This is a genomic window from Pseudomonas sp. WS 5051, assembly GCF_012985715.1.
Taxonomy (GTDB): Bacteria; Pseudomonadota; Gammaproteobacteria; order Pseudomonadales; family Pseudomonadaceae; genus Aquipseudomonas; species Aquipseudomonas bubulae.
Genome location: NZ_JAAQWV010000003.1, coordinates 372,088 through 395,642, shown reverse-complemented (window position 1 = coordinate 395,642; position 23,555 = coordinate 372,088). Strand labels below are relative to the sequence as shown.

The window sequence follows — 23,555 nt, the reverse complement described above, 5'->3', positions numbered from 1 at the left end:
TTGTGGGAGCGAGCCTGCTCGCGAAGCTTGCAGGACTGCCAAACTTTCGCGAGCAGGCTCGCTCCCACAGGGTTCGAATTCCGACTCTTTGACTGGGCAATTATCATGAACAAAAAACACGCACTGGTTCTGGCCCTCGGGCTGTTTAGCGGTTTGCTCCACGCGGCCGACAAGCCGCTCAAGGTCGGCACCACCGCCGCGTTCGCCATTCCCCTGGAAACCGCAGTGGCCGAGGCCGACAAGCAAGGGCTCAAGGTCGAGCTGGTGGAGTTCACCGACTGGATCGCACCCAACGTCAGCCTGGCCAGCGGCGATATCGATGTGAATTACTTCCAGCACATCCCGTTCCTGGAAAACGCCAAGGCCGCCGCCGGGTTCGATTTGGCACCCTACGCCAAAGGCATCATCAACAACGTGGGCCTGTACTCGAAAAAATACAAAAGCCTCGACGCCCTGCCTGAAGGCGCAACTGTTGCCATCGCCAATGACCCGATCAATAGCGGGCGTGGCCTGCAACTGCTGGCCAAGGCCGGGCTGATTACACTCAAGCCGGGCGTTGGCTACAAGGCGACGGAAGAGGACATCATCGCCAACCCGAAAAAGATCAAGATCCTGCAGGTTGAGGCCGTGCAACTGGTACGCGCCTACGACGATGCCGACCTGGTGCAGGGTTATCCAGCCTACATTCGCCTGTCGAAAACCTTCGATGCCGAGTCGGCCTTGCTGTTCGACGGCATCGACCACCCCGAGTATGTGATTCAGTTCGTGATCCAGCCCAAGAACAAAGACGACCCGCGTCTTGCCAAATTTATTGATATCTATCAGCACTCGCCAGTGGTCAAAGCTGCGCTGGATAAGACCTACGGCACTCTGTACCAGCCCGGCTGGGGAGGCTGACCATGAATGTGGCCATTGCTCGCGAGCGGCTCGATCAGCCGCAGCCCGGCGCCAACCACACCGAGCTGCACCCTGAGTTGAGCCACGCCCATGTGCGTTTTATCGGTATCGGCAAAACCTATGACGGCCGCCAGGGCCCTGTGGATGCCCTCACGGGTATTGATCTGGCAATCCAGCGCGGGGAGATCTTCGGCATCATCGGGCGCAGCGGTGCTGGCAAGTCGTCGTTGATTCGCACCATCAACCGCCTCGAACAGCCTACCCGCGGCCGCGTGCTGATCGATCAGGTCGATATCGCCAGCTTTGACGAAGACAAGCTGGTGGCGCTGCGGCGCAAGATCGGCATGATCTTCCAGCACTTCAACCTGATGTCGGCCAAAACCGTATGGCAGAACGTCGAGTTGCCACTCAAGGTGGCGGGCGTGCCCAAGCTGCAACGGGAGCAGAAGGTGCGTGAGCTGCTGGAGCTGGTTGGCCTGCAAGGCAAGCATACGGCTTACCCGGCGCAACTGTCGGGCGGGCAAAAACAGCGTGTGGGCATTGCCCGTGCGCTGGTGCACGATCCGGCGATTTTGCTGTGCGACGAAGCCACCTCGGCCCTGGACCCCGAAACCACTCAGTCGATCCTCGGTCTGCTGCGCGAAATCAACCAGCGCCTGGGCCTGACCATCATCCTCATTACCCATGAAATGGCCGTGATTCGTGATATCTGTCACCGCGTAGTGGTACTGGAGCAAGGTCGCGTGGTCGAGCAAGGCCCTGTGTGGCAGGTCTTCGGCGATCCTCAGCATGACGTCAGCAAGACCCTGTTGGCGCCCTTGCAGGCGACCCTGCCTGAAGCGCTGCGTAACCGTATTTCGGCGCAGGCACAGTCCGCACAAGCCAGCGTGATCTTGCGCCTGCGTTTTACCGGCCGGCAGGCCCAAGAGCCTGACCTGGGCGCGCTGTTCAGCGCGCTGGGAGGGCAAGTGCGGCTGCTCCACGGCGGCGTCGAACACATCCAGGGGCATGCCCTGGGGCAACTGCTGCTCAGCGTAACCAGCACTTCGCTGGGCGCCGAAGAGCTGCGCAAACGGGCCGGGCAATGGGCACAACAGGTCGAGGTAGTGGGCTATGGGATTTGATCGTTTATGGCAGGGGGTGATCGACACCTTCCTGATGGTCGGTGTGTCGTCGCTGATCGCGCTGGTTCTGGGCATACCGCTGGCGGTGATCCTGGTCACCAGTGGCAAAGGCGGGATTTATCAAGCCCCCACACTGAACAAGGCACTGGGTGCGTTCGTCAATCTGTTCCGTTCAATCCCGTTTCTGATTTTGATGGTGGCATTGATCCCGTTCACCCGCCTGATTGTGGGCACTACCTACGGCGTATGGGCGGCGGTCGTACCGCTGACCATCGCCGCCACACCGTTTTTTGCACGCATAGCTGAAGTCAGCCTGCGTGAGGTGGATCACGGTTTGATTGAAGCCGCCCAAGCCATGGGCTGTAAGCGCCATCACATTATCTGGCACGTACTACTGCCCGAAGCCTTACCCGGCATCGTCGGCGGTTTTACCATCACCCTGGTGACGATGATCAATTCGTCGGCCATGGCCGGTGCGATTGGTGCCGGCGGGCTGGGTGACATCGCGTACCGCTATGGTTACCAGCGCTTCGACTCGCAGGTGATGCTGACCGTGATCGTATTGCTGGTGATTCTGGTGGCCGTGATTCAGCTGGGTGGTGACCGCCTGGCCCTGGCACTGAACAAACGCTGAGGTATAGTCGGCGGCCAGCCCTGCCGCCGACCGAGCCTGCGATGACCCTCGATGCAAAAACTCTCGAACAGATTGCCGCCACGACCCTGAGCCACTATCAACAGAGCGCCGAGGGCTTCCGTGAAGGCACCCGCGACCATGACGTGAGCCAGAACATCGACGCCCTGTTGCGTCATATTCAAGGTTCGGCGCCCTTCACTGTCCTGGATTTCGGCTGCGGGCCGGGTCGCGACCTGCAGGCTTTCACCCGCCTCGGGCATGTGGCAATCGGGCTGGACGGCACCGAACGCTTCACCCAAATGGCCCGCGAAGACAGCGGCTGTGAAGTGTGGCACCAGGACTTCCTCAAGCTCGACTTGCCCGCTGAACGCTTCGACGGCATCTTCGCCAATGCTTCGCTGTTCCATGTGCCGACCCAAGAACTGGGTCAGGTGCTGGGCAAGCTGCATGCAGCCCTGAAATCCGGCGGCGTACTGCTCAGTTCCAACCCGCGCGGCGACAACCGCGAAGGCTGGAACGGTGAGCGTTATGGGGCTTATCACGACCTGGAGCACTGGCGGGCGATGCTGACGGCTGCAGGGTTTGCCGAGCTGGAGCACTACTACCGCCCGGCGGGCTTGCCCCGTGACCAGCAACCGTGGCTGGTGAGTGTGTGGCGTAAAACCCTGTAAACCTGTGGGAGCGGGCTTGCTCGCGATGCAGGCAACACGGTTTACCTGCGTGGCCGCGGTGATGCCATCGCGAGCAAGCCCGCTCCCACAAGGTGGCCTGGGTTAGCCGAAGAACCAGTAGCACACCGCAATCGCCGCCACCACGCCGGCAAACTCGGCCAGCAGGGCGCAACCCACCGCATGCCGGGCACGCTGGATGCCCACGGCGCCGAAGTACACCGCCAGCACATAGAACGTGGTTTCCGTGCTGCCCTGCACCGTGGCCGCCACCAGCGCCGGGAAGCTGTCCACACCCTGGGTCTGCATGGTCTCGATCAGCAAGGCCCGCGCCGCACTGCCCGAAAAGGGTTTGACCATGGCCGTTGGCAGCGCATCGACAAAGCGCGTATCCCAACCCAGCCACTCAACCACATGGCGAATACCGTCCAGGCCAAAATCCAGTGCCCCGGAAGCACGCAGCACACCCACCGCGCACAGCATCGCCACCAGATACGGCAACAGGTTTTTCGCGACGTCGAAGCCTTCCTTGGCCCCTTCCACAAACGCTTCGTAGACCTTGACCTTGCGCAGCGCCCCGATCACCAGAAACAGCATGATCAGGCCGAACAGCGTGAGGTTGCCCAGGATCGACGACAAGCTGGCCAGCGCCGTGGCTGACAGGGTCGCCAGCAATGCCATGAAACCGCCCAGGATCAGCGCGCCAGGCACCAGGTACGCCAGCACCACCGGGTCCCACAGACGCAGGCGCTGGACAATGGCCACCGACAGCAAGCCGACCAGGGTCGAGGCGCTGGTGGCCAGCAGGATCGGCAGGAATACCAGTGTCGGGTCCGGCGCCCCTTGCTGGGCACGGTACATGAAGATAGTGACCGGCAGCAGGGTCAGGGACGAGGCGTTGAGCACCAGAAACAGGATCTGTGCATTACTCGCACTGGTCGGGCTCGGGTTGAGCTCTTGCAGGGCACGCATGGCCTTGAGGCCGATGGGCGTGGCCGCGTTATCCAGCCCCAGGCCGTTGGCGGCGAAGTTGAGGGTGATAAAGCCCAGCGCCGGATGCCCAGGCGGGACTTCCGGCATCAGGCGCTTGAACAGAGGTCCCAGGGCCCTGCCCAGCCAATCGACGATGCCGGCTTTTTCGGCAATGCGCAGAAAACCCAGCCATAACGTCAGCGTGCCGAAGAGCAAGATCATCACTTCGACGGACAACTTGGCCATGGCGAAGATGCTTTCCACGATCGCCGAGAAGATCCCCGCGTTGCCCCCCACCAGCCATTGGGCGAGCGCCGACACCGTAGCGACGACGAAAAAGCTGAGCCATAGGCCGTTGAGCATCAAGAAAACTCCTGGAAGATGATGCGAATGATAGCGGCCTACCCCCAGAAACAACAAACCCCGGCCAGGGCCGGGGTTTGTGGGAGTTGCACTACCAGGCGAGGTTACTCACCTTTTGGCAGGGCTTCCTTGCTGCGCCAGTGCGGCAGCGAGTTCCAGTAGCGCTCGCCCTTGGCGTTGTCGTACATGCCTTCCCAACGGGAGATTACCAGTACCGCCAGGGCGTTACCGATCACGTTCAGGGCTGTACGGGCCATGTCCATCACACGGTCAACACCGGCGATAAAGGCCAGGCCTTCCAGCGGGATACCCACGCTGCCCAGGGTCGCCAGCAGTACCACGAAGGATACGCCTGGTACACCGGCGATGCCTTTGGAGGTCACCATCAGGGTCAGTACCAGCAGCAGTTGCTGGCTGATCGACAAGTCGATGCCATACAGCTGGGCGATAAAGATTGCCGCGATGCTCTGGTACAGGGTCGAGCCGTCAAGGTTGAACGAGTAGCCGGTCGGTACCACAAAGCTGCAGATCGCTTTCGGGCAGCCGTAGGCTTCCATCTTCTCGATCACGCGTGGCAGCACGGTTTCGGAGCTGGCGGTGGAGTAAGCCAGAACCAGTTCATCCTTGAAGATACGGATCAGCTTGAACACCGAGAAGCCGAACAGCTTGGCAATCAGGCCCAGCACCGCAACGGCGAAGAACAGGATGGCGCCGTAAACCAGCAGCACCAGCTTGGCCAGAGGCACCAGCGAGGCGAAACCGAAGTTGGCGACGGTCACGGCGATCAGGGCGAACACACCGATTGGCGCGTAGTTCATGATCATGTGAGTGACTTTGAACATCGACTCGGACACGCCCTGGAAGGTTTTCACCAGCGGGTCGCGCAGTTCGGCGTTCAGGCTCGACAAACCGAGACCGAAGAGCACCGAGAAGAAGATGATCGGCAACATCTCACCGCGAGCCATGGCCGCGAAGATGTTCGATGGAATCAGGTTGAGGATGGTCTCGATAAACGCATGTTCATGCGTGACTTCAGCTGCCGTGGCTGCGTACTTGGAAATATCGACCGTGCCCAGGGTGCTCATGTCGATCCCGGCACCGGGTTGGAACACGTTGGCCAGCACCAGGCCGACCAGGATCGCGATGGTGGTGACCACCTCGAAGTAAATGATGGTTTTAAAACCGATACGACCGAGTTTCTTCGCATCTCCCACGCCTGCAATCCCGACAACCAGTGAAGAAATCACGATTGGGATTACGATCATCTTGATCAGACGGATAAAGATATCGCCGGCAGGTTGCAGAACGTTACTGATCCACCAGGCCTTTTCAGCACTGAAATGGTTAAGCAGCGCGCCGATTGCAATCCCGAGGACCAGACCAATCAGGATCTGCCAGGCGAGGCTAAGTTTTGCCTTCTTCATGTCATTACCCTTACTTCAAGTGGACTCGGGCAGAGGCTCTGAATAGAGCGCTTGAAAGCGCAAAAAGCAGAAACCGCCACCCCCGTAGAAGGTCGCCCAAACCGAGCCCGAAAGGCTCTTTGGCAGGCGAAAAAAGGCGCAACTATTCCCATGCATGAGGTGGCCGTCTAATGCCGTAAACGCCTACCCTATGCCGAATCGGCATGGGTTTTGTCCGACAAGACCTCAAATCGCCCCTCCTGAGAATCCACAGAATAGACGACATAAGTGCCGTAGACCGGCTGTTTCAAGGTCTTTTTGGCTAAGGAGGGGGTGGCATTGAGCCGCTTATATCCAAGAAATATCCGACAACACAAATCAGATATAAGTCCGGGCTATTTTTCTACAAGTCGATATACGGTCGACGTTTCGAAGTGCTGTTCAGGCCACATTTGTTTTCAAAAAAATGAACCCTGATAAGGCATTACAGCCGCCGAAAGATTTTCTCAGGGCACAAAAAAACCAAGGTAGAACCTTGGCTGCCTGCATCCATGTAACCGGTTTCATGCCCCTCGGCCGCCGCCCGTTACCAGGACAGCGACCGTAGCCTTAAAGGAGGGGGCGGTCATCTCTAGCCTCGACCGCGGCGACCAAAGATAAAGGACACCACAAACATCACCAGGAACACGACAAAGAGAATCTTGGCGATGCCGGTAGCGGTGCCCGCAATACCACCGAAGCCCAGGACAGCAGCGATGATGGCGATAATCAGGAAGGTAATGGCCCAACTCAACATGGTGATTCTCCTTATTACTGTGCGAAACAGGGTGATGAGGGTGTGTCTCGACGCCCGATCAGGGCCTCAAGGTTGTGAACACTTAAAACACCCAACGTTCAGGTGCTGGTTGCGAGCGGGCGATTTGGGTTTCGTCCGAGGCTGCGAGTTCGTAACGGCCAGTGGTATCAGACACTGGGCCAAATGCCTTGAAGTGCTGCTGGGGAGCGATGTAGTGCTGTGCAGCGGCAACCGGCTGCGGTGCTTGCTCCAACCGGCCCAACTGCTGACCACCGATCAGGGTCACCGACAACGCAAGGCTGGCGAACAGACCTTGTTGCAGATGCAATGACGAAACACGCAAGTTGGAGAATTCGTGAATATTCATGTTCAAACTCCTGCCACCCGGTGGTCAATGTGAGGTTGAGCCGCTCTGTGCGACGCTCTGTACAAGGGTAATTGCAGGGGCCGTGCCAGCTTTTGGCACAATAAAAAACCGTTATAAATCAATATGTTATCTATTTGTTCGGATGGATTTGACGCGCAACCTGCACGATGCCCGGCCTGCGGGTCGGGCGTTCTGCACGATCAGGGGATACCACACGTCGCGTAGCAGCTGACTCGCGGAGCGAGGCTGCGTGCGGCGGCACAGCCGTCGCAAATCAGACACCACGGTGTGCCAGTAAAATTCGGTTTTCAGGGTTTACGACGGCTTCGCCGTCGGACGCAGCCTTGCTCCGCGAGTCAGCTGCTGCGAGAGGGATTAATTTCGACCTGCGACTCAACGCAAAAAGCCGCAAAATCAGCCAGTTACCTTATGCAGGCCAGAGCCTTCGGTGCTAGCCTCGGAATCAATCAGAAAAATCATGCAACTTGCCCGATTATTCCGACACTAACCAAGACCACATATAAAGGAACGTAGGAAATGGATTCAGCCAAAGAGCAACAGGGCCGCATTCTGCTGGTCGACGATGAGTCCGCCATCCTGCGTACATTCCGCTATTGCCTCGAAGACGAGGGCTACACTGTCGCCACCGCCAACAGCGCAGCGCAGGCCGACGCACTGCTGCAACGACAGGTGTTTGATCTGTGTTTTCTCGATCTGCGCCTGGGCGAAGACAACGGTCTGGATGTGCTGGCTCAAATGCGTATCCAGGCGCCGTGGATGCGTGTTGTGATAGTCACTGCCCACTCGGCCGTCGATACAGCCGTTGATGCGATCCAGGCAGGTGCCGCCGATTATCTGGTCAAGCCGTGCAGCCCCGACCAGCTAAGGCTGGCCACGGCCAAGCAACTGGAAGTGCGCCAGTTGGCGGCCCGGCTTGAAGCCCTGGAGGGTGAAGTACGCAAGCCCAAAGAAGGCCTCGACTCCCATAGCCCGGCCATGATGGCGGTGCTCGAAACCGCCCGCCAGGTGGCCGGTACGGATGCCAATATCCTTATTCTGGGCGAGTCGGGTACCGGTAAGGGGGAGCTGGCACGCGCAATCCACGGTTGGAGCAAACGGGCGAAAAAGTCCTGTGTCACGATCAATTGTCCGTCACTGACGGCCGAGCTGATGGAAAGCGAACTGTTTGGCCATACCCGTGGAGCCTTTACCGGTGCCAGCGAAAGCACCCTGGGCCGGGTGAATCAGGCCGATGGCGGTACCTTGTTCCTCGATGAAATCGGCGATTTCCCGCTGGCCCTACAGCCAAAACTGCTGCGCTTTATTCAGGACAAAGAATACGAGCGCGTCGGCGACCCCGTTACCCGCCGCGCCGATGTACGGATTCTGGCCGCCACCAACCTCCACCTTGAGGACATGGTGCGCGATGGCCGCTTCCGTGAAGACCTGCTCTACCGTCTCAACGTGATCACCCTGCATTTGCCGCCGCTGCGCGAACGCAGTGAGGATATCCTGACCCTGGCCGACCGTTTCCTGGCCCGTTTCGTCAAGGAATATGCTCGCCCTGCCCGCGGCTTCAGTGAGGAAGCCCGCCGGGCCCTGGCCAATTACCGTTGGCCGGGCAATATCCGCGAGTTGCGCAATGTGGTTGAGCGCGCGAGTATTATTTGCCCGCAGGAAGTGGTTGAAGTCAGCCATCTGGGCATGGCCGAACAAACGGTACCCAACGCCCCGCGCATTGGCGCTGCTCTGAGCCTCGATCAACTGGAGAAAGCCCATATCGGCGCCGTCCTGGCCACCAGTGAAACCCTGGATCAGGCAGCAAAAACCCTGGGTATCGATGCCTCGACGCTGTACCGCAAACGTAAGCAGTACAACCTGTGAGCCCGCGATGAAACTTGCGATCAAGCTGCGCACCCGCCTGTTCCTGAGCATTTCCGCGTTAATCACGGTGGCGCTGCTTGGCCTGTTGCTTGGCGTCGTCAGCGTGATGCAAATGGCGAAAACCCAGGAAGCGCTGATTCGTAACAACTTCATTACCCTCGATCTGGGCCTGAAACTGCGTCAGTCGCTGGGCGATCAGTTGGTGATGATGCTGCACAACCAGCCAGATCCTGAAGCGCTGAAGTCATCAGCCCGGGAGTATTTGAAGCTGCTCGACGAGGGCATCGAGCATGAGCGTAAAAACAATCTGCATAGCGGTTTTGCCCAGGCCCGGGAGGATTACAGCAGTTTTTTGCTGGCCTTCAACAAGGCCAGCGACGCGCAACTGAACCTGAGCAATGACAAGGATCTGACCAGCCGCTTCAATCAACTGCGCAACGGTCTGATTACCGAACACCGTCGTGCGCTCGACACCATATATGCCGCCCAGGCCGCAGCCCGGGATCGCGCCTTGGTCGTCGCCGCCTTGCTCGGCCTGGTCGGCATTGCCGTGCTGATCATCGGCTTTATCACCGCCCACGGTATTGCCAGGCGTTTTGGTGCCCCGATCGAGGCGCTGGCCAAGGCCGCGGATAACATTGGCAAAGGTAATTTCGAAGTGGTGTTGCCGCTCTCCTCGGCCACAGAGATGAACCTGCTGACGCGGCGCTTTGGGATTATGGCCGAGGCATTGCGCCAGCATCAGGCAACCAACATCGACGAGCTGCTGGCGGGCCAGCAGCGGCTGCAAGCGGTACTCGACAGTATCGATGACGGGTTGTTGATGATCGATCAGCAAGGCCGGCTGGAGCACTTGAACCCCGTCGCACAGCGCCAGCTGGGTTGGGATGAAGGGCGATTGGGGCAGTCGCTGGGTGAGGCCTTGCAACGTCCGGAACTCGACCAGCAACTGCAAACAGTACTGCGCGGAGGCAGTCTTGAGCGCTTGCCGGAAGACTTGAGCGTCGACATTGAAGGCGAAACCCGACTCCTGACCTACAGCTTGACCCCGGTGAGCCAGCCCAAGGGGCCTATCCTCGGCGCCGTCATGGTGCTGCACGACGTCACCGAGCAGCGTGCCTTTGAGCGGGTACGCAGCGAGTTCGTGTTGCGGGCCTCCCATGAGTTGCGCACCCCCGTCACCGGCATGCATATGGCGTTCGGGTTGTTTCTGGAGCGTTCACGCTTTGATCCCCAGTCACGGGAAACCGACCTGCTCAACACCGTCAACGAAGAAATGCAGCGCCTGATGCAGTTGATCAATGACCTGCTGAACTTCTCCCGCTATCAAAACGGCATGCAGAAGCTGACGCTGGCCCCCTGCAGTGTCGAACACATGCTCGAGGACGCCCGTGTCCGTTTCGCCGACCGTGCGCGGGTAAAAAATGTCGAGCTGCTGGTGCAGCTGCAACAACCGCTACCTGAGTTGCGGGCCGATCAGGCCCAGTTGGAGCGGGTGCTGGACAACCTGCTGGACAACGCCTTGCGCCACACCGCCAGTGGCGGGCAGATCTGCCTGCAGGCCAGGCGCCATGGGGAACGGGTGATTATCAGCATCGAAGACAATGGCGAAGGCATTGCCTATAGCCAACAAGGGCGGATTTTTGAGCCCTTTGTGCAAGTGGGGCGCAAAAAGGGTGGCGCCGGCCTTGGGCTGGCACTGTGCAAAGAGATTGTGCAACTGCATGGCGGGCGCATTGGGGTGTATTCGCGTCCAGGGCAAGGCACACAATTTTACATGGCCCTGCCATTGCTCTAGCTCATCAGTGCTTTTGCGTGTTCAGCACTTTCAAAATGGCCGCACTTTCAGCATCCGGAGTGCCATCGTATCGCGAAGGCCTAAAATGCATCTGGAAGGCGGCCAGAACGTGACGAGTGGCGACATCCAGCTCTCCAGTTTGCGGGGTTTCGTAGCCCAGAAGCGCCAGTTGCTGCTGGAACCAGGTGATGCTTGGCAAGTTGCTGGCGTACAGTGCTTGCTCCCGGGCTACGGCCCGGGCGTTTGGCCAGATGCCAAAGCCAGCGTCGGCCAGGCGCTTCCAGGGAAACAGCGGGCCCGGATCCAGCTTGCGCAAGGGCGCGATATCGCTGTGGCCAATGATGTTGCGCGGGTCGATCTGATAGCGGGTTGAAATATCTTTGAGCAGTGCGATAACCGACTGGACCTGACCCTCTGTATAGGGGTACCAGACTCGACCTTCGGGCGTATCGCGAAAACCCTTGTTGACGATTTCAATGCCGATGGAGCTGGAGTTCAGCCAGGTGCGGCCCTTCCATTGGCTTTCACCGGCGTGCCAGGCGCGCTGGTTTTCATCCACCAGTTTGTAAATGGTCGGCGGAGTATCCCCGACCAGGTAATGGCTGCTGACCGGACCGCGGGTTAACAGCTCCAGGGAGCGCTCCAGCGAGGTTGAGGTGTAGTGAAGCACCACAAACTGCACGCGGCTGTCGTGGTTGATCGAAGGATGACTGGTGTCCATGCGCAGACCGTTGCTGCAACCGGCCAGCAGGGCAAGGGACAAGATCAGGGCGGAGAATTTCATGGGCGAGAACAACACGACTGAGCAATTAATAGGCAAGCATACCTTACCGCCCGTGTCGTGCAGCTGTACCGGATGAAGACAAGGGCTGCGACCTTGTAAACACCAACAGGGTCGCAGCCTTCGTAAGGTGATTTATTTGCCGCACACCAGGTAAAAACTCATCGATGAATCCCCGGATGGCCCGTTGGCACCTAGCATCAAGCCTATAACATTCACTTCGGATCGGGTCGGTTTGCTCGACAATTTGGCGATGCCATAAAGGGTATGTTCATAGCTTGAATTGTCGTAAGTCGATGCCACACAAAATTTTGGCTCCTTTTGAAAGGCATCGGGCATCAGATTAACTTTATAACTGGCTGCATAATCGGGTTGGCTGGAGTATTCAATACTTTCAATCCAGTGCGGCGATTGTGCGGCCAGTGTTCCATCCTTGTTAATGGAGGCCGAATAGATCGGGGTTTTAGTGGCTGCACTTACCGAAACAGAGCCCGTGATCAAAAAGAACACAGATAACAAGTAAATCAATATTTTCATACACTACCTTTTACGGCCGTACACCGTACTGGCTTTATACCACCGGGCTAGAGCCTGCAGTGCCCGGCGGCATTGTCGATGGGGGTTTGATAATGAGATGTCTACAGTGCCGTCGTTACTTGTCGGGTAACCAAACCGGTCTGTTATTTTATATAAGTCGCCCACTCACAACCCGTCAAGAAAGCCGCGAGGGAATCCGTTAATTAATTTTAAATACCGACAGGGACTACTTGCTGTCTAGAAAGTAACTACATAAAGCGACAAATAAATATCAAGTTTCAATAGTCGCTGCTTGAGGCTCCACGCAGTTACGTCCACGCCGTTTGGCCCGATACAGTGCTTCATCAGCCCGTTTAAGCACATGGTCACTGCGATCACCCGGCCTGAACGCGGATACACCGATAGACGTGGTGATGGTCACGGGTTCGCCCTTGAAGTGGAACGGACAGGCCTTGATTGCTGCCCGCAGCTTCTCGATCAGATGCAAACCTGCGCTCAACGGAGTATCGGGCATCAGTAGCACAAACTCTTCGCCACCAAAGCGGGCAATAAAGTCGATCGGCCGCAGATGCTTGCGCAACTGGGTGGCAATGATCTTGAGCACCTTGTCGCCCGCCAGGTGGCCATAACCATCATTGATACGCTTGAAATGATCGAGGTCGAGCATGGCAATCAGTAGAGGATTACCGTTTTTTTGCCACTGATCGACTTCATATTGCAGGCGTTCGCCCCATGCCGCCCGGTTAGGCAGATCGGTCAGGGGGTCTATCAGTGCTTTTTGGCGCTGTTCTTCAAGATGATCGCGATAGCCCTGGGCCTGCTGTTCCATGCTCGCGATACGCTCGGCCAGCCCCTGGAGGTGGGCCGAGACCTCCTGTTCACGGGCGATGCGCTGCTGCTGGTGCTGGTCCATCGTGCCCAGCAGTCCTTCGAGACGATTCTCCAGCAGGTGCTTGAGGCTGTTAAGGTCAACGGCGTCCTGCACGCTGTTTTGCAAACCGTCCACATGTTCGCGCAGCTGGCTGTGCAAGTCGTCGGCGGCGGATCGACCCTCGGCATGACCCTCGCTGGCCGCCTGGAGGTTGTTCTGAAATGACTCCAGGCGTTCATTGAGCTGTTTGAGGTAAGCCTCGAATTCATGCTGGCCGCTGTCAGTAATGGCCAGCATCAAAACCGCAAGATCGTCGAGGATCGGCAGTAATTCGTACCAGTTGAGCCCTTTTTCCAGACGCCGGCACATGGCCTCGGCCTGTGGCCTGTGGTGTTCAGGCAGCGACAGGCCGCTCAACAACCCGAGCAGTGTGGACTCAATGTGCTCGGCCACGCTGCTGTAGGTTGGCTCGGGGGCATCAGGCAGGGCATAGACAGCATCGACTTCGGCCAGCTCAGTCTGTTCGTCGAGCGGCGACTGCTCAACGAAATCCCTGGCTTGATCATTTTCGGCCTCAACCATCGCGACCACTGACTCAAGTGCACCGCTGGATGCATGCTCTTGAGCCTCTTGAGGTACCGAAGGGGACGGCTCGGCAAGCGCCTGGGCGTCATCGTCAGCCGTAGCAACGGGCGGCAAGGGCTGTGGTTCGGCTTCAACAATTACCGGTTCAGGCTGAGGCGTGGGTACTGCCGGCGGCTCGGCAACATGCGCTGGGACCACACTGTTCGGCGCAGCCGGTCGCGGCGCCTGAGTCTCAACCGGAATCGGAACCACAGTCGCTTCGCCAAGTGCCTTTTCAGCGTCTTGTGCACCAAATAATCGCTGTAACAAGCCTGGCTTGGGCGGCTGGGCGTCATTGAGTTGCGGCGCCAGTGCCTGCCCTTGCAAGTGACTCAGCTCATCAAGCAGCAGCGGTATTTCTCGGGCGTGCGTCACCCGGTTTTCTAGCTGTTTGGCATAGGCCTTGAGCGGCTTGCTGACCTCACGGGGCAGTGGCAGGGCCTGCAGTTGGGTGACCAGCGTATTGAGCGCTGCGCTGACTTGCTCAACCCGGGTTTCACGTCGCTGCTCGGAGTCGAGCACGGCTTTTTCAAGGCGCGGCAGCAAGGCGGCAAGGGCGGCGTCCATCTCATTGGTGCGCACCGCTTCGCGCATTTCTTTCATGCATTGGTCGACCGTGCGGTCCGTGCCCTCAGCGGCCAGGGTGCTACGCACCAGGCCACGGCGCAGCAAGTCGAGGCGGGCATTCCAGCGGCGCTCAAGCTTGTCTTGCAGCTCCACGCTTTTAAGGTATTTCTCTTTCCAGCGCGCGGCCTCGTCCCTCATGCCTTCGCCCCGTTGTCAGGCGGGCGCAGCGCGATCTGGGAGTCGACGCCGACAGAGCCTGGCAGACGGATATCGACGGCTACCGGCAGATGGTCCGAGATAGGCTGATCCAGTACCTGGACGCGCTCAAGGGTCAGGCTTGGGCTGAGCAAAATATGATCCAGGCAACGTTGCGGGCGCCAACTGGGGAAGGTGGCCTCCATTTGCGGCGCCAGCAGTCCGAGGTCCCGCAGTGGCGAGGTGTGCAGCAGGTCGTTGGCATGGGTGTTCATGTCGCCCATCAACACCTGGTGCTGATAGTCGCCAATCAACTCGCGAATATAGGCCAGCTGCCGGGTGCGGGTTTTGGTTCCCAGCGCCAGGTGCATGACCACGACCACCAAAGCGTCGGGGCCTTCACCAAAGCGCACCAGAATCGCACCACGCCCCGCAGGGCCGGGCAAGGGATGATCTTCAATCGCGGCAGGGCGCAACCGGCTGAGCACACCATTACTGTGCTGGGCCAGACGCCCTAGATTGCGATTGAGTTGTTGATACCAGTAGGGAAATTCGCCCTGCTGGGCAAGATACTTGACCTGATTGATGTAGCCAGAACGATGGCTACCACCGTCGGCCTCTTGCAGGGCGACCAGGTCGAAGTCGCCGAGCAGGTCACCAATACGCTCCAGGTTACCGGCTCGCCCCTTATGGGGGAGCACATGCTGCCAACTGCGGGTCAGGTAATGCCGGTAACCCTGGGTGCTGTTACCCACCTGGATATTGAAACTGAGCAGTCGTAAACGTCGATCATCCGGCATCCCGCAGGACGCCAGATGATCTTCGTTGATCTGCGGCTCATGCAGACCAACACTTCGCTCGCCTTTCCAGCGGAGCATGGGCGAGGGCGCCGCTTAGTTTTTTGCGCCCGCTGCGCGCTCTTTGGCGATCAGCTGGTCAGCCACGCTCAAAGCGCCTTCAGGGCCACCGGCAGTGCCCAGGTCGAAGCGGTACTTGCCGTTGACGACCATGGTCGGTACGCCGGAAATTTGATAGGCCTGTGCCTTCTTCTTGGCGTCTTCAACTTTGCCTTTGACGGCGAACGAGTTGTAAGTGCTCAGGAACTTGTCTTTATCGATACCTTCACCGGCCAGGAAATCAGCCATTTCTTCTGGGGTTGCCAGCTTCTTGCCGTCGTGGATGGCCTGGAACACGGCTTTGTGAACCTTGTTTTCAACGCCCATGGCTTCAAGGGTGATGAACAATTGGCCATGAACATTCCAGATCCCGCCAAACATGGCAGGGATACGCACGAAGCTCACGTCGGCGGGCAGTTTTTCTGCCCAGGGATTGATGGTTGGCTCGAATGCAAAGCAATGCGGGCAGCCATACCAGAACAGCTCGACCACTTCGATCTTGCCAGGCACGGCAACCGGAACGGCGCTGCTCAGCTCTACATATTGTTTGCCCGCTTCAAGCGGCTCGGCAGCTTGAGCGGTCATGCCAAACAGGCTGGCACTGACGAGAGCGGCGCTGAGAATCAGATTACGCATGCTTTACTCCTGGACAGATAAGGTCATATCAACGTGACCTGTATTCAGACAGGTCCATGCTGGCTTGAGTTCGATAGTGTAACTGTAGACGCGATGCAAAAGGGCAGCCGAAGCTGCCCTTTGAGGTTCACATTCAAGGATTAAACGATCGTTAACGTGACCTCTGGTATCAAGACCTGGCCCCGCCGACCGTACAGACCTTAGTGCAGGCCTTGAATATAGCTGGCCAGCGCCTTGATGTCCTTGTTGCTCATTTTGGCCGCGATGCCGCGCATGATCATCGAGTCACCATCGTTGGTGCGGTCGCCTTCACGGAAGTCTGTCAGCTGTTTCTCGATATAGCTGGCGTGCTGGCCGCCCAGGTGCGGGAAGCCGGCAGCGGCAAGGCCCTGGCCGTCTGGTGAGTGGCAGCCGATGCACGCTGGCATGCCTTTCTCAAGGTTGCCACCACGGAACAGGGCCTCACCCTGGGCTACCAGGGCCGGGTCAGCAGCGCCAACCGAACCTTTCTGGCTTGAGTAGTAGGCAGCGATGTCGGCAAGGTCCTGATCGTTCAGGTTCGCCAGCAGGCCGGTCATTTCCAGCACCTGACGCTTGCCGTCCTTGATTTCATGCAACTGCTTGAGCAGGTAGCGATCACCTTGCCCGGCCAGCTTGGGGAAGTTTGGGGCCATGCTATTGCCGTCCGGACCGTGACAAGCGCCACATACAGCGGTTTTTGCCTGACCTGCAGCAGCATCACCTACCACAGCGGTGCTAGCAGCCTGGGCAATACCGCTGACGCCCAAGGTCAACAGCAGACTCACGAGTAATTTGTTCATCAGCTAATCCAACTACGGCTAAGGGTTAAAGAGTTATGGGCCGGGCTCACTCGCTTATCCACTGTAGGACAGTTCGGTAATCCTCGACACTGCAGTCCATGCACAAACCACGCGGCGGCATCGCCTTGAAACCCTGGGTCACATGTCGTACCAGCGCCTACATACCTTGCTCTTACCTTGGCCTATTAGCTGACCAGCATGGCAGACAATACAAACGCGGTTGTACACGGCTTCCGGATCCTGTGTAGCCTGAATGCTGTAACGTGGCATCAAGACACCGTCACCAGCAGTCATAAAACGACCTTTTCAGGGTTGGGAGCCTGCTGCGTTCTAATGCGCAACCTGGGTTTTTTGCTCCCGTGTTCTTCATCCTACGCTGGGACAAAGCGCACACAAAATCTGCGGCATTATATACTGGCGTCACTGAAACGGAAACGACACGCTCGCCGCGTCCATTCCTGACGCCGCTCACATCGGAAATCCCATGCAACTCAAGAACCCCATTCTCGGTCTGTGCCAACAGGCCACCTTCATGCTCAGCGCTGCCAAAGTCGATCAATGCCCCGATGACGAAGGCTACGAAGTCGCGTTTGCCGGGCGCTCCAACGCCGGCAAGTCCAGTGCACTCAACACTTTGACCCACGCCAGCCTGGCGCGCACGTCGAAAACTCCGGGCCGCACTCAGTTGCTGAACTTCTTCCAACTGGACGAAGAACGTCGCCTGGTCGACTTGCCGGGTTACGGTTATGCCAAGGTGCCGATCCCGCTGAAATTGCACTGGCAGCGCCACCTTGAAGCATATTTCGGCAGTCGTGAAAGCCTCAAGGGCGTGATCTTGATGATGGATATCCGTCATCCAATGACCGATTTCGACCTTTTGATGCTTGATTGGACCGTGTCCAGCGGCATGCCTATGCACATTTTGCTGACCAAAGCGGACAAACTGACGTACGGCGCTGCAAAAAATACGCTGCTTAAAATCCAGTCGGACATTCGCAAGCAATGGGGCGATGCCGTCACCATCCAGTTGTTCTCCACGCCAAAGCGCATGGGCCTGGAAGAGGCGTACACCGTGCTGGCACGCTGGATGGAATTGCCGAACAAAGGCGAAGAACTGGTTGAAGCTGACGAGTAACAAATCGCAGGCAAAAAAAACCCCGGACTTCGCATGGGGGGAAGGAGGTCCGGGGTTCAAGTACTGAACCCCTAGGGCGGGGTTCAGGTATCTGCCAACACTTAACACAACATTAGGAGCTTTGAAGGGCTTCACCACCCATTCAATAAATCTGAGTGGTGTTGGCAGATTTAGTTCCGGGAGCTTAAAAACTCTTTGGAATAAGCCCGGTCTCTGCAGCAGCAATAAATTTTTAGTGTGGGAGCGGGCTTGCTCGCGATGGCATCAACGCGGTCATTGCGACAGACCGCGTCGCCTGCATCGCGAGCAAGCCCGCTCCCACATTCCCTCATTAATGCGCTTCATCCCAGTTGTTGCCCACGCCTACTTCAACCACTAGCGGCACATCCAGCTTCGCCGCTTCGCTCATGTGTATCCGCACTTCATCACGCACCTGGTCCACCAGGTCTTCGCGCACTTCTAGCACCAGTTCATCGTGTACCTGCAGGATGACGCGGGCATCGAGGCCTGAGGCGCTGAGCCAGTTATCCACAGACACCATGGCTTTTTTTATGATATCGGCTGCCGTGCCCTGCATCGGTGCGTTGATTGCCGTGCGTTCGGCGCCTTTGCGCAGCGCCGGGTTTTTCGCGTTGATTTCCGGCAGGTACAAGCGACGACCGAAAATGGTCTCGACATAGCCTTGCTCGGCAGCCTGGGTGCGCGTGCGCTCCATGTAGTCCAGCACGCCCGGGTAACGTGCGAAATAACGGTCGATATAGGCTTGCGACTGTTTGCGGTCGACGCCGATCTGTTTGGCCAGGCCAAAGGCGCTCATGCCGTAGATCAGGCCGAAGTTGATGGCCTTGGCACTGCGGCGCTGGTCGGTGGTGACGTCCGCCAGATCAACCCCGAATACCTCGGCAGCGGTGGCGCTGTGCACGTCCAGGTTGTTGCGGAAGGCATGCAGCAAACCTTCGTCCTTGGCCAGGTGGGCCATGATCCGCAGCTCGATTTGCGAGTAGTCGGCCGCCAGCAGTTTGTAGCCTTTAGGGGCCACAAAGGCCTGACGGATCCGACGACCTTCGGCGGTACGGATCGGAATGTTCTGCAAGTTTGGATCACTTGAAGACAAACGACCGGTCGCCGTGACGGCCTGGTGGTAGGAGGTGTGGATACGGCCCGTACGCGGGTTGATCTGCTCAGGCAGGCGATCGGTGTAGGTGCTTTTCAGCTTGCTCATGGAGCGGTACTGCATCAGCACCTTGGGCAGCGGGAAGTCCTGCTCGGCCAGTTCCGCCAGCACGGCTTCGGCAGTCGAAGGCTGGCCTTTGGCCGTTTTGCTGATGATTGGCAGACCGAGTTTTTCATACAGGATCACACCCAGTTGCTTGGGTGAGCTCAGGTTGAACTCCTCACCGGCAATGGCAAAAGCCTCACGCTCCAGCGCAACCAGCTTGTCACCCAGCTCAACACTCTGGATACCCAGCAGGTTGGCATCCACCAGCGCGCCCTGGCGTTCAATACGCGCCAGTACCGGCACCAGCGGCATCTCGATGTCCGTCAATACGCTGTTGAGGCTAGGGATCGCTGCGAGTTTTTCGTGCAGTACATGGTGCAGGCGCAAGGTCACGTCGGCATCTTCGGCCGCATACGGGCCGGCTTGCTCCAGGGAAATCTGGTCGAAGGTCAGTTGCTTGACGCCCTTGCCGGCAATGTCCTGGAAGCTGGTGGTGGTGTGGCCCAGGTATTTGAGGGCCAGGCTGTCCATATCGTGGCGGCTGCCCGTGGAGTCGAGCACATAGGACTCAAGCATGGTGTCGAAGGCAACGCCCTGAACCATGATCCCGCAGGATTGATCGCCACCGATGGCGCAGTTGGCCAGAATATTCATGTCGTACTTGGCGTGTTGTCCGACCTTGGCTTTGCTCGGGTCTTCCAGCAGCGGCTTGAGGGCACGCAATACCGTGTCGCGATCCAGTTGCTCGGGTACGCCCATGTAGGAATGGGTCAATGGAATGTAAGCCGCTTCGCCAGGCTTGACCGCGAACGACAGGCCCACCAGCTGCGCTTGCTGCGCGTCCAGGCCGGTGGTTTCGGTATCAAAGGCAATCAATTTGGCGTCGTTGAGTTTTTTTAGCCACACATCAAAGCGAGCCTGATCGAGGATGGTCTCGTACTGTTGCTCCGCTTCGGCGGGCGCTTCAGGAGCCTCATGCACAATCACCTGCCCGGCACGCTTGGCCTCGCGCTCAACTTCGGCAATCCAGCTTTTGAACTCAAGTTCGGTGTACAGCTCAATCAACTTTTCGCAGTCAGGCGCCTTGAGGTGCAAGTCTTCCAGGCCGATATCCAGCGGCACATCGATCTTGATCGTCGCCAATTGATAGGACAAAAACGCCATTTCGCGATGTTCTTCGAGTTTGGCAGGCAAGTTTTTGGCGCCGCGAATGGGCAGGGTCGGCACGATATCGAGCTTTTCGTACAGATCGACCAAACCACCGCCTACACCCACCAGCAAGCCGGACGCTGTCTTGGGACCAATACCAGGTACGCCTGGAATGTTGTCAGACGAATCGCCCATCAGCGCGAGGTAGTCGATGATCTGCTCGGGCGATACGCCAAATTTCTCTTTAACGCCCTCAATGTCCATCACGCTGCCGGTCATGGTGTTAACCAGCGTGATGTGGCCATCAACCAGCTGGGCCATGTCCTTGTCACCGGTGGAGATGACCACTGGTCGGTCTGCCGCGGCGCTGCTGCGGGCCAGCGTGCCGATGACATCATCGGCCTCCACGCCTTCAACGCACAGCAAGGGGAAACCCAGCGCAATCACACTGGCGTGCAATGGCTCGATTTGCACCCGCATGTCATCGGGCATGCTCGGGCGGTTGGCCTTGTACTCGGCGTACATGTCATCGCGAAATGTCCCGCCCTTGGCATCGAAAACCACCGCGAACGGGCTGTCCGGATACTGCTTGCGCAGGCTTTTGAGCATGTTCAATACGCCCTTCACGGCGCCTGTCGGCAGCCCTTTGGACGTAGTCAGCGGCGGCAGCGCGTGGAAGGCGCGGTACAGATATGAAGAACCGTCCACCAGGACGAGGGGAGCTTGGCTCATGAGCAGGATCAACCTTTTCGGCGAGTCCGGCGCTAGAATGTCCGGACCAATGACGACAAAGGGACAAGGTTATCATGCGCACACTCAATCGCCTGTTGCTGACCGGTTTGTTTGCATTCACTCCGCTGGTAACCTTCGCAGCAGATGAAGCAGTCACCGCCGATCCAGATGTAACCATTCGCACGGAAGGCGATAAAACCATTCAGGAGTACCGTCAAAACGGTTTCCTGTACGCCATCAAGGTCACCCCAAAAGGGGGCAAACCGTACTTCCTGGTACGGGCTGATGGTACTGATGCCAATTACATCCGTTCCGACCAGCCGGATATGCTGATTCCTTCGTGGAAAATCTTCGAATGGAAGTAGCGTCTTAACTTTAATTGGCGCCGCCTTGCGCGGCGCCCGTACTGGCAATTTAAATCATGTCTGTATTCACCCCACTGACTCGCAGCGAGTTGGAAACCTTCCTTGCGCCTTATGAACTCGGCCGTTTGCTCGATTTCCAGGGGATTGCTGCGGGCAGCGAAAATACCAACTACTTCATCAGCCTGGAGCGCGGTGAATTTGTCCTGACCCTGGTTGAGCGTGGGCCGGTCAAAGAGATGCCGTTCTTTATCGAGCTGCTGGATGTGCTGCATGACGCCGACCTGCCGGTGCCATTCGCCTTGCGCACCGTTGACGGCCAGGCCCTGCGCGAACTCAAGGGCAAGCCGGCGCTGCTGCAGCCGCGCCTGGCGGGCAAGCATATTCGTGAGGCCAACGCCCAGCATTGCGCCCAGGTTGGGGAACTGCTCGGCCACTTGCATACCGCGACCCGCAACAACGTACTGGAACGCAAGACAGACCGCGGCCTGGACTGGATGCTGGCTGAAGGTCCTGCCTTGATGGCTGGTTTGTCGCCTGATTCAGCAGATTTGCTGCAAAAGGCGCTGCAGGAAATTACTGAGCGCAAGGCGCAGATTCTGGCACTGCCCCGGGCGAACCTGCATGGCGACCTGTTTCGTGATAACGCGATGTTTGAAGGCACTCATCTGACCGGGCTGATCGATTTTTACAACGCCTGCTCGGGCCCGATGCTGTACGACGTGGCCATTGCCCTGAATGACTGGTGTGCAGACGAAGACGGTCAGATCGATGCTCCCCGCGCCCGTGCGCTGCTGGGCGCCTATGCCGCCCTGCGTCCGTTCACTGCCGCCGAGGCCGAGTTGTGGCCAACCCTGTTGCGCGTTGCTTGCGTGCGGTTCTGGCTGTCGCGCCTGATCGCAGCCCAGACCTTTGCCGGTCAGGACGTGCTGATTCATGATCCGGGCGAGTTTGAAAAACGCCTGGCTTTGCGTCAGACGGTGACCGTACAGCTGCCGTTCGCGTTGTAACAAACACTGAAATCAATTGTGGGAGCGGGCTTGCTCGCGATTGTAGCGACGCGGTGTATCTGAACAACCGCGTCGATCCAATCGCGAGCAAGCCCGCTCCCACAGAGGTTCTGGCAAGCCGCAACTTTTGTGAATGTCACACAATCTGTGGGAGTCGGCTTACAAGCTTTCCAGACACCCCGCCAGGTCATTGCCGAGTTTTTCCAGCAACTGCTCATACCCCTGCGCCGTCGCCGGGGTGTAGCCACCCAGGGCATCCAGCTCCGCCAACTTGACCGGTAACCCGGCTGTCAGGGTGTCCGCCAGGCGCGGACGCAGCGGAGGGTCGCTGAATACACAGGTCTTGCCCACTTCCTGCAGACGCTTACGCATGGCGGCTACGTGCTGGGCGCCCGGCTGAACTTCCGAAGCCACACTGAAGGTTCCCGTGTGCTTGATGCCGTAAGCGCTTTCAAAATAATCGTAGCCTTCGTGGAAGACGAAGAACGGTTTGTCGGCAATCCCGGCCAGTCGCGTTTTGAGGCGCGCATTCAACGCATCCAGGCGTTCATTGAAGGCCTTGAGATTGCTTTGATACCTGGTCGCATTGGCAGGGTCTTTTTCACTCAGGTCCGCCGCCATTTTCGCGGCGATCACCCGCGCATTGTCCGGAGCCAGCCACAAGTGTGCATCCAGGGTGCCGGGACGATGATCGTGATCATGTTCGGCGGCATCTTCTTCGTGCGAATGGCTATCTTCGGCGAAATGACGCAATTTCAAGCCCGGCAGGGTTTGTACCGTAACCGATGGCAGGGTGCGGCCCTTGATCACTCGTGGCAGAAACCCTTCCATGTCCGGACCGATCCAGTAGAGAAGGTCTGCTGACTGCACGCGCCGTACGTCGGATGGGCGCAGCGCATAGTTATGCGGTGAGGCATTGGGCGGTAAAAGCACCTCCGGATGCCCCACGCCGTCCTGCACGGCAGCGGCAATCAGTTGCAGGGGCTTGATGCTGGTCAGCACGTTGACCTCGGCCCGGGCCGGGCTGATCACAAGCAAACTGGCGCTTAGAGCAAGAAAAAGGGAAAAAAGACGGGGCACGATAAGCACTCATGATGGCTGAAACAGGTAACAT

General features: G+C 58.3%; 21 protein-coding genes and 1 pseudogene. 9 read left to right on the top strand and 13 right to left on the bottom strand.

Annotated features, from left to right (window positions below; translation table 11 throughout):
• The first annotated feature begins 105 nt into the window (after nt 1-105).
• The 4 genes from HBN79_RS06630 to HBN79_RS06615 are packed head-to-tail and all read left to right on the top strand — an operon-like array spanning nt 106 to nt 3,326.
• Entirely contained in the window at nt 106-897 is a 792-nt protein-coding gene (locus HBN79_RS06630; RefSeq protein WP_094999660.1) for a MetQ/NlpA family ABC transporter substrate-binding protein, read from the top strand.
• A gap of 2 nt (nt 898-899) precedes the next feature.
• On the top strand, nt 900-2,021 hold the full coding sequence (locus HBN79_RS06625) for an ATP-binding cassette domain-containing protein (protein ID WP_094999661.1): 1,122 nt from the start codon (nt 900-902) through the stop codon (nt 2,019-2,021).
• Nucleotides 2,011-2,655 (top strand): methionine ABC transporter permease, encoded by a 645-nt coding sequence (locus HBN79_RS06620; protein ID WP_094999662.1) that lies wholly within the window; start codon nt 2,011-2,013, stop codon nt 2,653-2,655. The genes HBN79_RS06625 and HBN79_RS06620 overlap by 11 nt, the downstream gene beginning before the upstream one ends.
• A 41-nt stretch (nt 2,656-2,696) precedes the next feature.
• The gene (locus HBN79_RS06615) at nt 2,697-3,326 is read left to right on the top strand and encodes a class I SAM-dependent methyltransferase (RefSeq protein ID WP_094999663.1); all 630 of its coding nucleotides are present in this window, start codon (nt 2,697-2,699) and stop codon (nt 3,324-3,326) included.
• A 102-nt stretch (nt 3,327-3,428) separates the two neighbouring features.
• On the opposite strand, the gene HBN79_RS06610 is transcribed toward HBN79_RS06615, so the two are convergent.
• From HBN79_RS06610 to HBN79_RS06595, 4 genes are all read right to left on the bottom strand, one after another.
• A complete protein-coding gene (locus tag HBN79_RS06610; RefSeq protein WP_094999664.1) occupies nt 3,429-4,658 on the bottom strand; it encodes a spore maturation protein in 1,230 nt (409 codons plus the stop codon).
• Nucleotides 4,659-4,762: 104 nt separating this feature from the next.
• Nucleotides 4,763-6,082 (bottom strand): glutamate/aspartate:proton symporter GltP, encoded by a 1,320-nt coding sequence (gene gltP / locus HBN79_RS06605; RefSeq protein ID WP_094999665.1) that lies wholly within the window; start codon nt 6,080-6,082, stop codon nt 4,763-4,765.
• 610 nt (nt 6,083-6,692) lie between these two features.
• Complete coding sequence (locus tag HBN79_RS06600; RefSeq protein ID WP_019828122.1) at nt 6,693-6,857, bottom strand: DUF1328 domain-containing protein; 165 nt, start codon at nt 6,855-6,857, stop codon at nt 6,693-6,695.
• A gap of 82 nt (nt 6,858-6,939) precedes the next feature.
• On the bottom strand, nt 6,940-7,224 hold the full coding sequence (locus HBN79_RS06595) for a hypothetical protein (RefSeq protein ID WP_094999666.1): 285 nt from the start codon (nt 7,222-7,224) through the stop codon (nt 6,940-6,942).
• A gap of 537 nt (nt 7,225-7,761) precedes the next feature.
• Here HBN79_RS06595 and algB point away from each other — a divergent pair.
• The gene (gene algB / locus HBN79_RS06590; protein WP_094999667.1) at nt 7,762-9,108 is read left to right on the top strand and encodes a sigma-54-dependent response regulator transcription factor AlgB; all 1,347 of its coding nucleotides are present in this window, start codon (nt 7,762-7,764) and stop codon (nt 9,106-9,108) included.
• Nucleotides 9,109-9,115: 7 nt separating this feature from the next.
• Nucleotides 9,116-10,906: an ATP-binding protein gene (locus tag HBN79_RS06585; protein ID WP_094999668.1), complete on the top strand. Its 1,791-nt coding sequence runs from the start codon at nt 9,116-9,118 to the stop codon at nt 10,904-10,906.
• 4 nt (nt 10,907-10,910) lie between these two features.
• Here HBN79_RS06585 and HBN79_RS06580 read toward each other — a convergent pair whose 3' ends face one another.
• From HBN79_RS06580 to HBN79_RS23920, 7 genes and pseudogenes are all read right to left on the bottom strand, one after another.
• Nucleotides 10,911-11,690, bottom strand: a complete 780-nt coding sequence (locus tag HBN79_RS06580) for an N-acetylmuramoyl-L-alanine amidase (RefSeq protein WP_094999669.1) — start codon at nt 11,688-11,690, stop codon at nt 10,911-10,913.
• Between the two features lie 132 nt (nt 11,691-11,822).
• Nucleotides 11,823-12,224, bottom strand: a complete 402-nt coding sequence (locus HBN79_RS06575; RefSeq protein ID WP_095020621.1) for a hypothetical protein — start codon at nt 12,222-12,224, stop codon at nt 11,823-11,825.
• 271 nt (nt 12,225-12,495) lie between these two features.
• Nucleotides 12,496-14,484: a diguanylate cyclase gene (locus HBN79_RS06570; RefSeq protein ID WP_169916461.1), complete on the bottom strand. Its 1,989-nt coding sequence runs from the start codon at nt 14,482-14,484 to the stop codon at nt 12,496-12,498.
• Entirely contained in the window at nt 14,481-15,359 is an 879-nt protein-coding gene (locus tag HBN79_RS06565) for an endonuclease/exonuclease/phosphatase family protein (RefSeq protein WP_094999672.1), read from the bottom strand. Before HBN79_RS06565 ends, HBN79_RS06570 begins: the two co-directional genes overlap by 4 nt.
• 15 nt (nt 15,360-15,374) lie before the next feature.
• The gene (locus tag HBN79_RS06560) at nt 15,375-16,013 is read right to left on the bottom strand and encodes a thiol:disulfide interchange protein DsbA/DsbL (protein WP_016782754.1); all 639 of its coding nucleotides are present in this window, start codon (nt 16,011-16,013) and stop codon (nt 15,375-15,377) included.
• 200 nt (nt 16,014-16,213) lie between these two features.
• Nucleotides 16,214-16,834 (bottom strand): c-type cytochrome, encoded by a 621-nt coding sequence (locus tag HBN79_RS06555; RefSeq protein ID WP_094999673.1) that lies wholly within the window; start codon nt 16,832-16,834, stop codon nt 16,214-16,216.
• Nucleotides 16,835-16,880: 46 nt separating this feature from the next.
• Nucleotides 16,881-17,128 (bottom strand): annotated as a pseudogene (locus tag HBN79_RS23920) (c-type cytochrome).
• A 190-nt stretch (nt 17,129-17,318) separates the two neighbouring features.
• On the opposite strand from HBN79_RS23920, the gene yihA reads away from it, so the two are divergent.
• Nucleotides 17,319-17,969 carry a ribosome biogenesis GTP-binding protein YihA/YsxC gene (gene yihA, locus HBN79_RS06545; protein ID WP_094999674.1) on the top strand — a complete coding sequence of 217 codons (651 nt, stop codon included), beginning with the start codon at nt 17,319-17,321 and terminating at the stop codon, nt 17,967-17,969.
• Between the two features lie 331 nt (nt 17,970-18,300).
• Here yihA and polA read toward each other — a convergent pair whose 3' ends face one another.
• A complete protein-coding gene (polA, locus tag HBN79_RS06540) occupies nt 18,301-21,069 on the bottom strand; it encodes a DNA polymerase I (RefSeq protein ID WP_094999676.1) in 2,769 nt (922 codons plus the stop codon).
• 74 nt (nt 21,070-21,143) lie between these two features.
• Here polA and HBN79_RS06535 point away from each other — a divergent pair, with 74 nt between their 5' ends.
• Both HBN79_RS06535 and HBN79_RS06530 read left to right on the top strand, forming a co-directional pair.
• On the top strand, nt 21,144-21,434 hold the full coding sequence (locus HBN79_RS06535; protein ID WP_019828138.1) for a DUF2782 domain-containing protein: 291 nt from the start codon (nt 21,144-21,146) through the stop codon (nt 21,432-21,434).
• A gap of 56 nt (nt 21,435-21,490) precedes the next feature.
• Nucleotides 21,491-22,441 carry a homoserine kinase gene (locus tag HBN79_RS06530; RefSeq protein ID WP_095020623.1) on the top strand — a complete coding sequence of 317 codons (951 nt, stop codon included), beginning with the start codon at nt 21,491-21,493 and terminating at the stop codon, nt 22,439-22,441.
• Between the two features lie 159 nt (nt 22,442-22,600).
• Here HBN79_RS06530 and HBN79_RS06525 read toward each other — a convergent pair whose 3' ends face one another.
• Nucleotides 22,601-23,521 (bottom strand): zinc ABC transporter substrate-binding protein ZnuA, encoded by a 921-nt coding sequence (locus tag HBN79_RS06525; protein ID WP_095017886.1) that lies wholly within the window; start codon nt 23,519-23,521, stop codon nt 22,601-22,603.
• Between the last annotated feature and the right edge of the window lie 34 nt (nt 23,522-23,555).

What these genes read in the sequence shown, in the direction of transcription:
- HBN79_RS06595 (WP_094999666.1), bottom strand. Translation starts at nt 7,224, where the DNA reads ATGAATATTCACGAATTCTCCAACTTGCGTGTTTCGTCATTGCATCTG.
- HBN79_RS06555 (WP_094999673.1), bottom strand. Translation starts at nt 16,834, where the DNA reads ATGAACAAATTACTCGTGAGTCTGCTGTTGACCTTGGGCGTCAGCGGT.
- HBN79_RS06570 (WP_169916461.1), bottom strand. Translation starts at nt 14,484, where the DNA reads ATGAGGGACGAGGCCGCGCGCTGGAAAGAGAAATACCTTAAAAGCGTG.
- HBN79_RS06600 (WP_019828122.1), bottom strand. Translation starts at nt 6,857, where the DNA reads ATGTTGAGTTGGGCCATTACCTTCCTGATTATCGCCATCATCGCTGCT.
- algB (WP_094999667.1), top strand. Translation starts at nt 7,762, where the DNA reads ATGGATTCAGCCAAAGAGCAACAGGGCCGCATTCTGCTGGTCGACGAT.
- HBN79_RS06560 (WP_016782754.1), bottom strand. Translation starts at nt 16,013, where the DNA reads ATGCGTAATCTGATTCTCAGCGCCGCTCTCGTCAGTGCCAGCCTGTTT.
- HBN79_RS06530 (WP_095020623.1), top strand. Translation starts at nt 21,491, where the DNA reads ATGTCTGTATTCACCCCACTGACTCGCAGCGAGTTGGAAACCTTCCTT.
- HBN79_RS06620 (WP_094999662.1), top strand. Translation starts at nt 2,011, where the DNA reads ATGGGATTTGATCGTTTATGGCAGGGGGTGATCGACACCTTCCTGATG.
- HBN79_RS06615 (WP_094999663.1), top strand. Translation starts at nt 2,697, where the DNA reads ATGACCCTCGATGCAAAAACTCTCGAACAGATTGCCGCCACGACCCTG.
- HBN79_RS06610 (WP_094999664.1), bottom strand. Translation starts at nt 4,658, where the DNA reads ATGCTCAACGGCCTATGGCTCAGCTTTTTCGTCGTCGCTACGGTGTCG.
- HBN79_RS06580 (WP_094999669.1), bottom strand. Translation starts at nt 11,690, where the DNA reads ATGAAATTCTCCGCCCTGATCTTGTCCCTTGCCCTGCTGGCCGGTTGC.
- HBN79_RS06565 (WP_094999672.1), bottom strand. Translation starts at nt 15,359, where the DNA reads ATGCTCCGCTGGAAAGGCGAGCGAAGTGTTGGTCTGCATGAGCCGCAG.
- HBN79_RS06625 (WP_094999661.1), top strand. Translation starts at nt 900, where the DNA reads ATGAATGTGGCCATTGCTCGCGAGCGGCTCGATCAGCCGCAGCCCGGC.
- HBN79_RS06585 (WP_094999668.1), top strand. Translation starts at nt 9,116, where the DNA reads ATGAAACTTGCGATCAAGCTGCGCACCCGCCTGTTCCTGAGCATTTCC.
- HBN79_RS06535 (WP_019828138.1), top strand. Translation starts at nt 21,144, where the DNA reads ATGCGCACACTCAATCGCCTGTTGCTGACCGGTTTGTTTGCATTCACT.
- HBN79_RS06575 (WP_095020621.1), bottom strand. Translation starts at nt 12,224, where the DNA reads ATGAAAATATTGATTTACTTGTTATCTGTGTTCTTTTTGATCACGGGC.
- polA (WP_094999676.1), bottom strand. Translation starts at nt 21,069, where the DNA reads ATGAGCCAAGCTCCCCTCGTCCTGGTGGACGGTTCTTCATATCTGTAC.
- HBN79_RS06630 (WP_094999660.1), top strand. Translation starts at nt 106, where the DNA reads ATGAACAAAAAACACGCACTGGTTCTGGCCCTCGGGCTGTTTAGCGGT.
- gltP (WP_094999665.1), bottom strand. Translation starts at nt 6,082, where the DNA reads ATGAAGAAGGCAAAACTTAGCCTCGCCTGGCAGATCCTGATTGGTCTG.
- yihA (WP_094999674.1), top strand. Translation starts at nt 17,319, where the DNA reads ATGCAACTCAAGAACCCCATTCTCGGTCTGTGCCAACAGGCCACCTTC.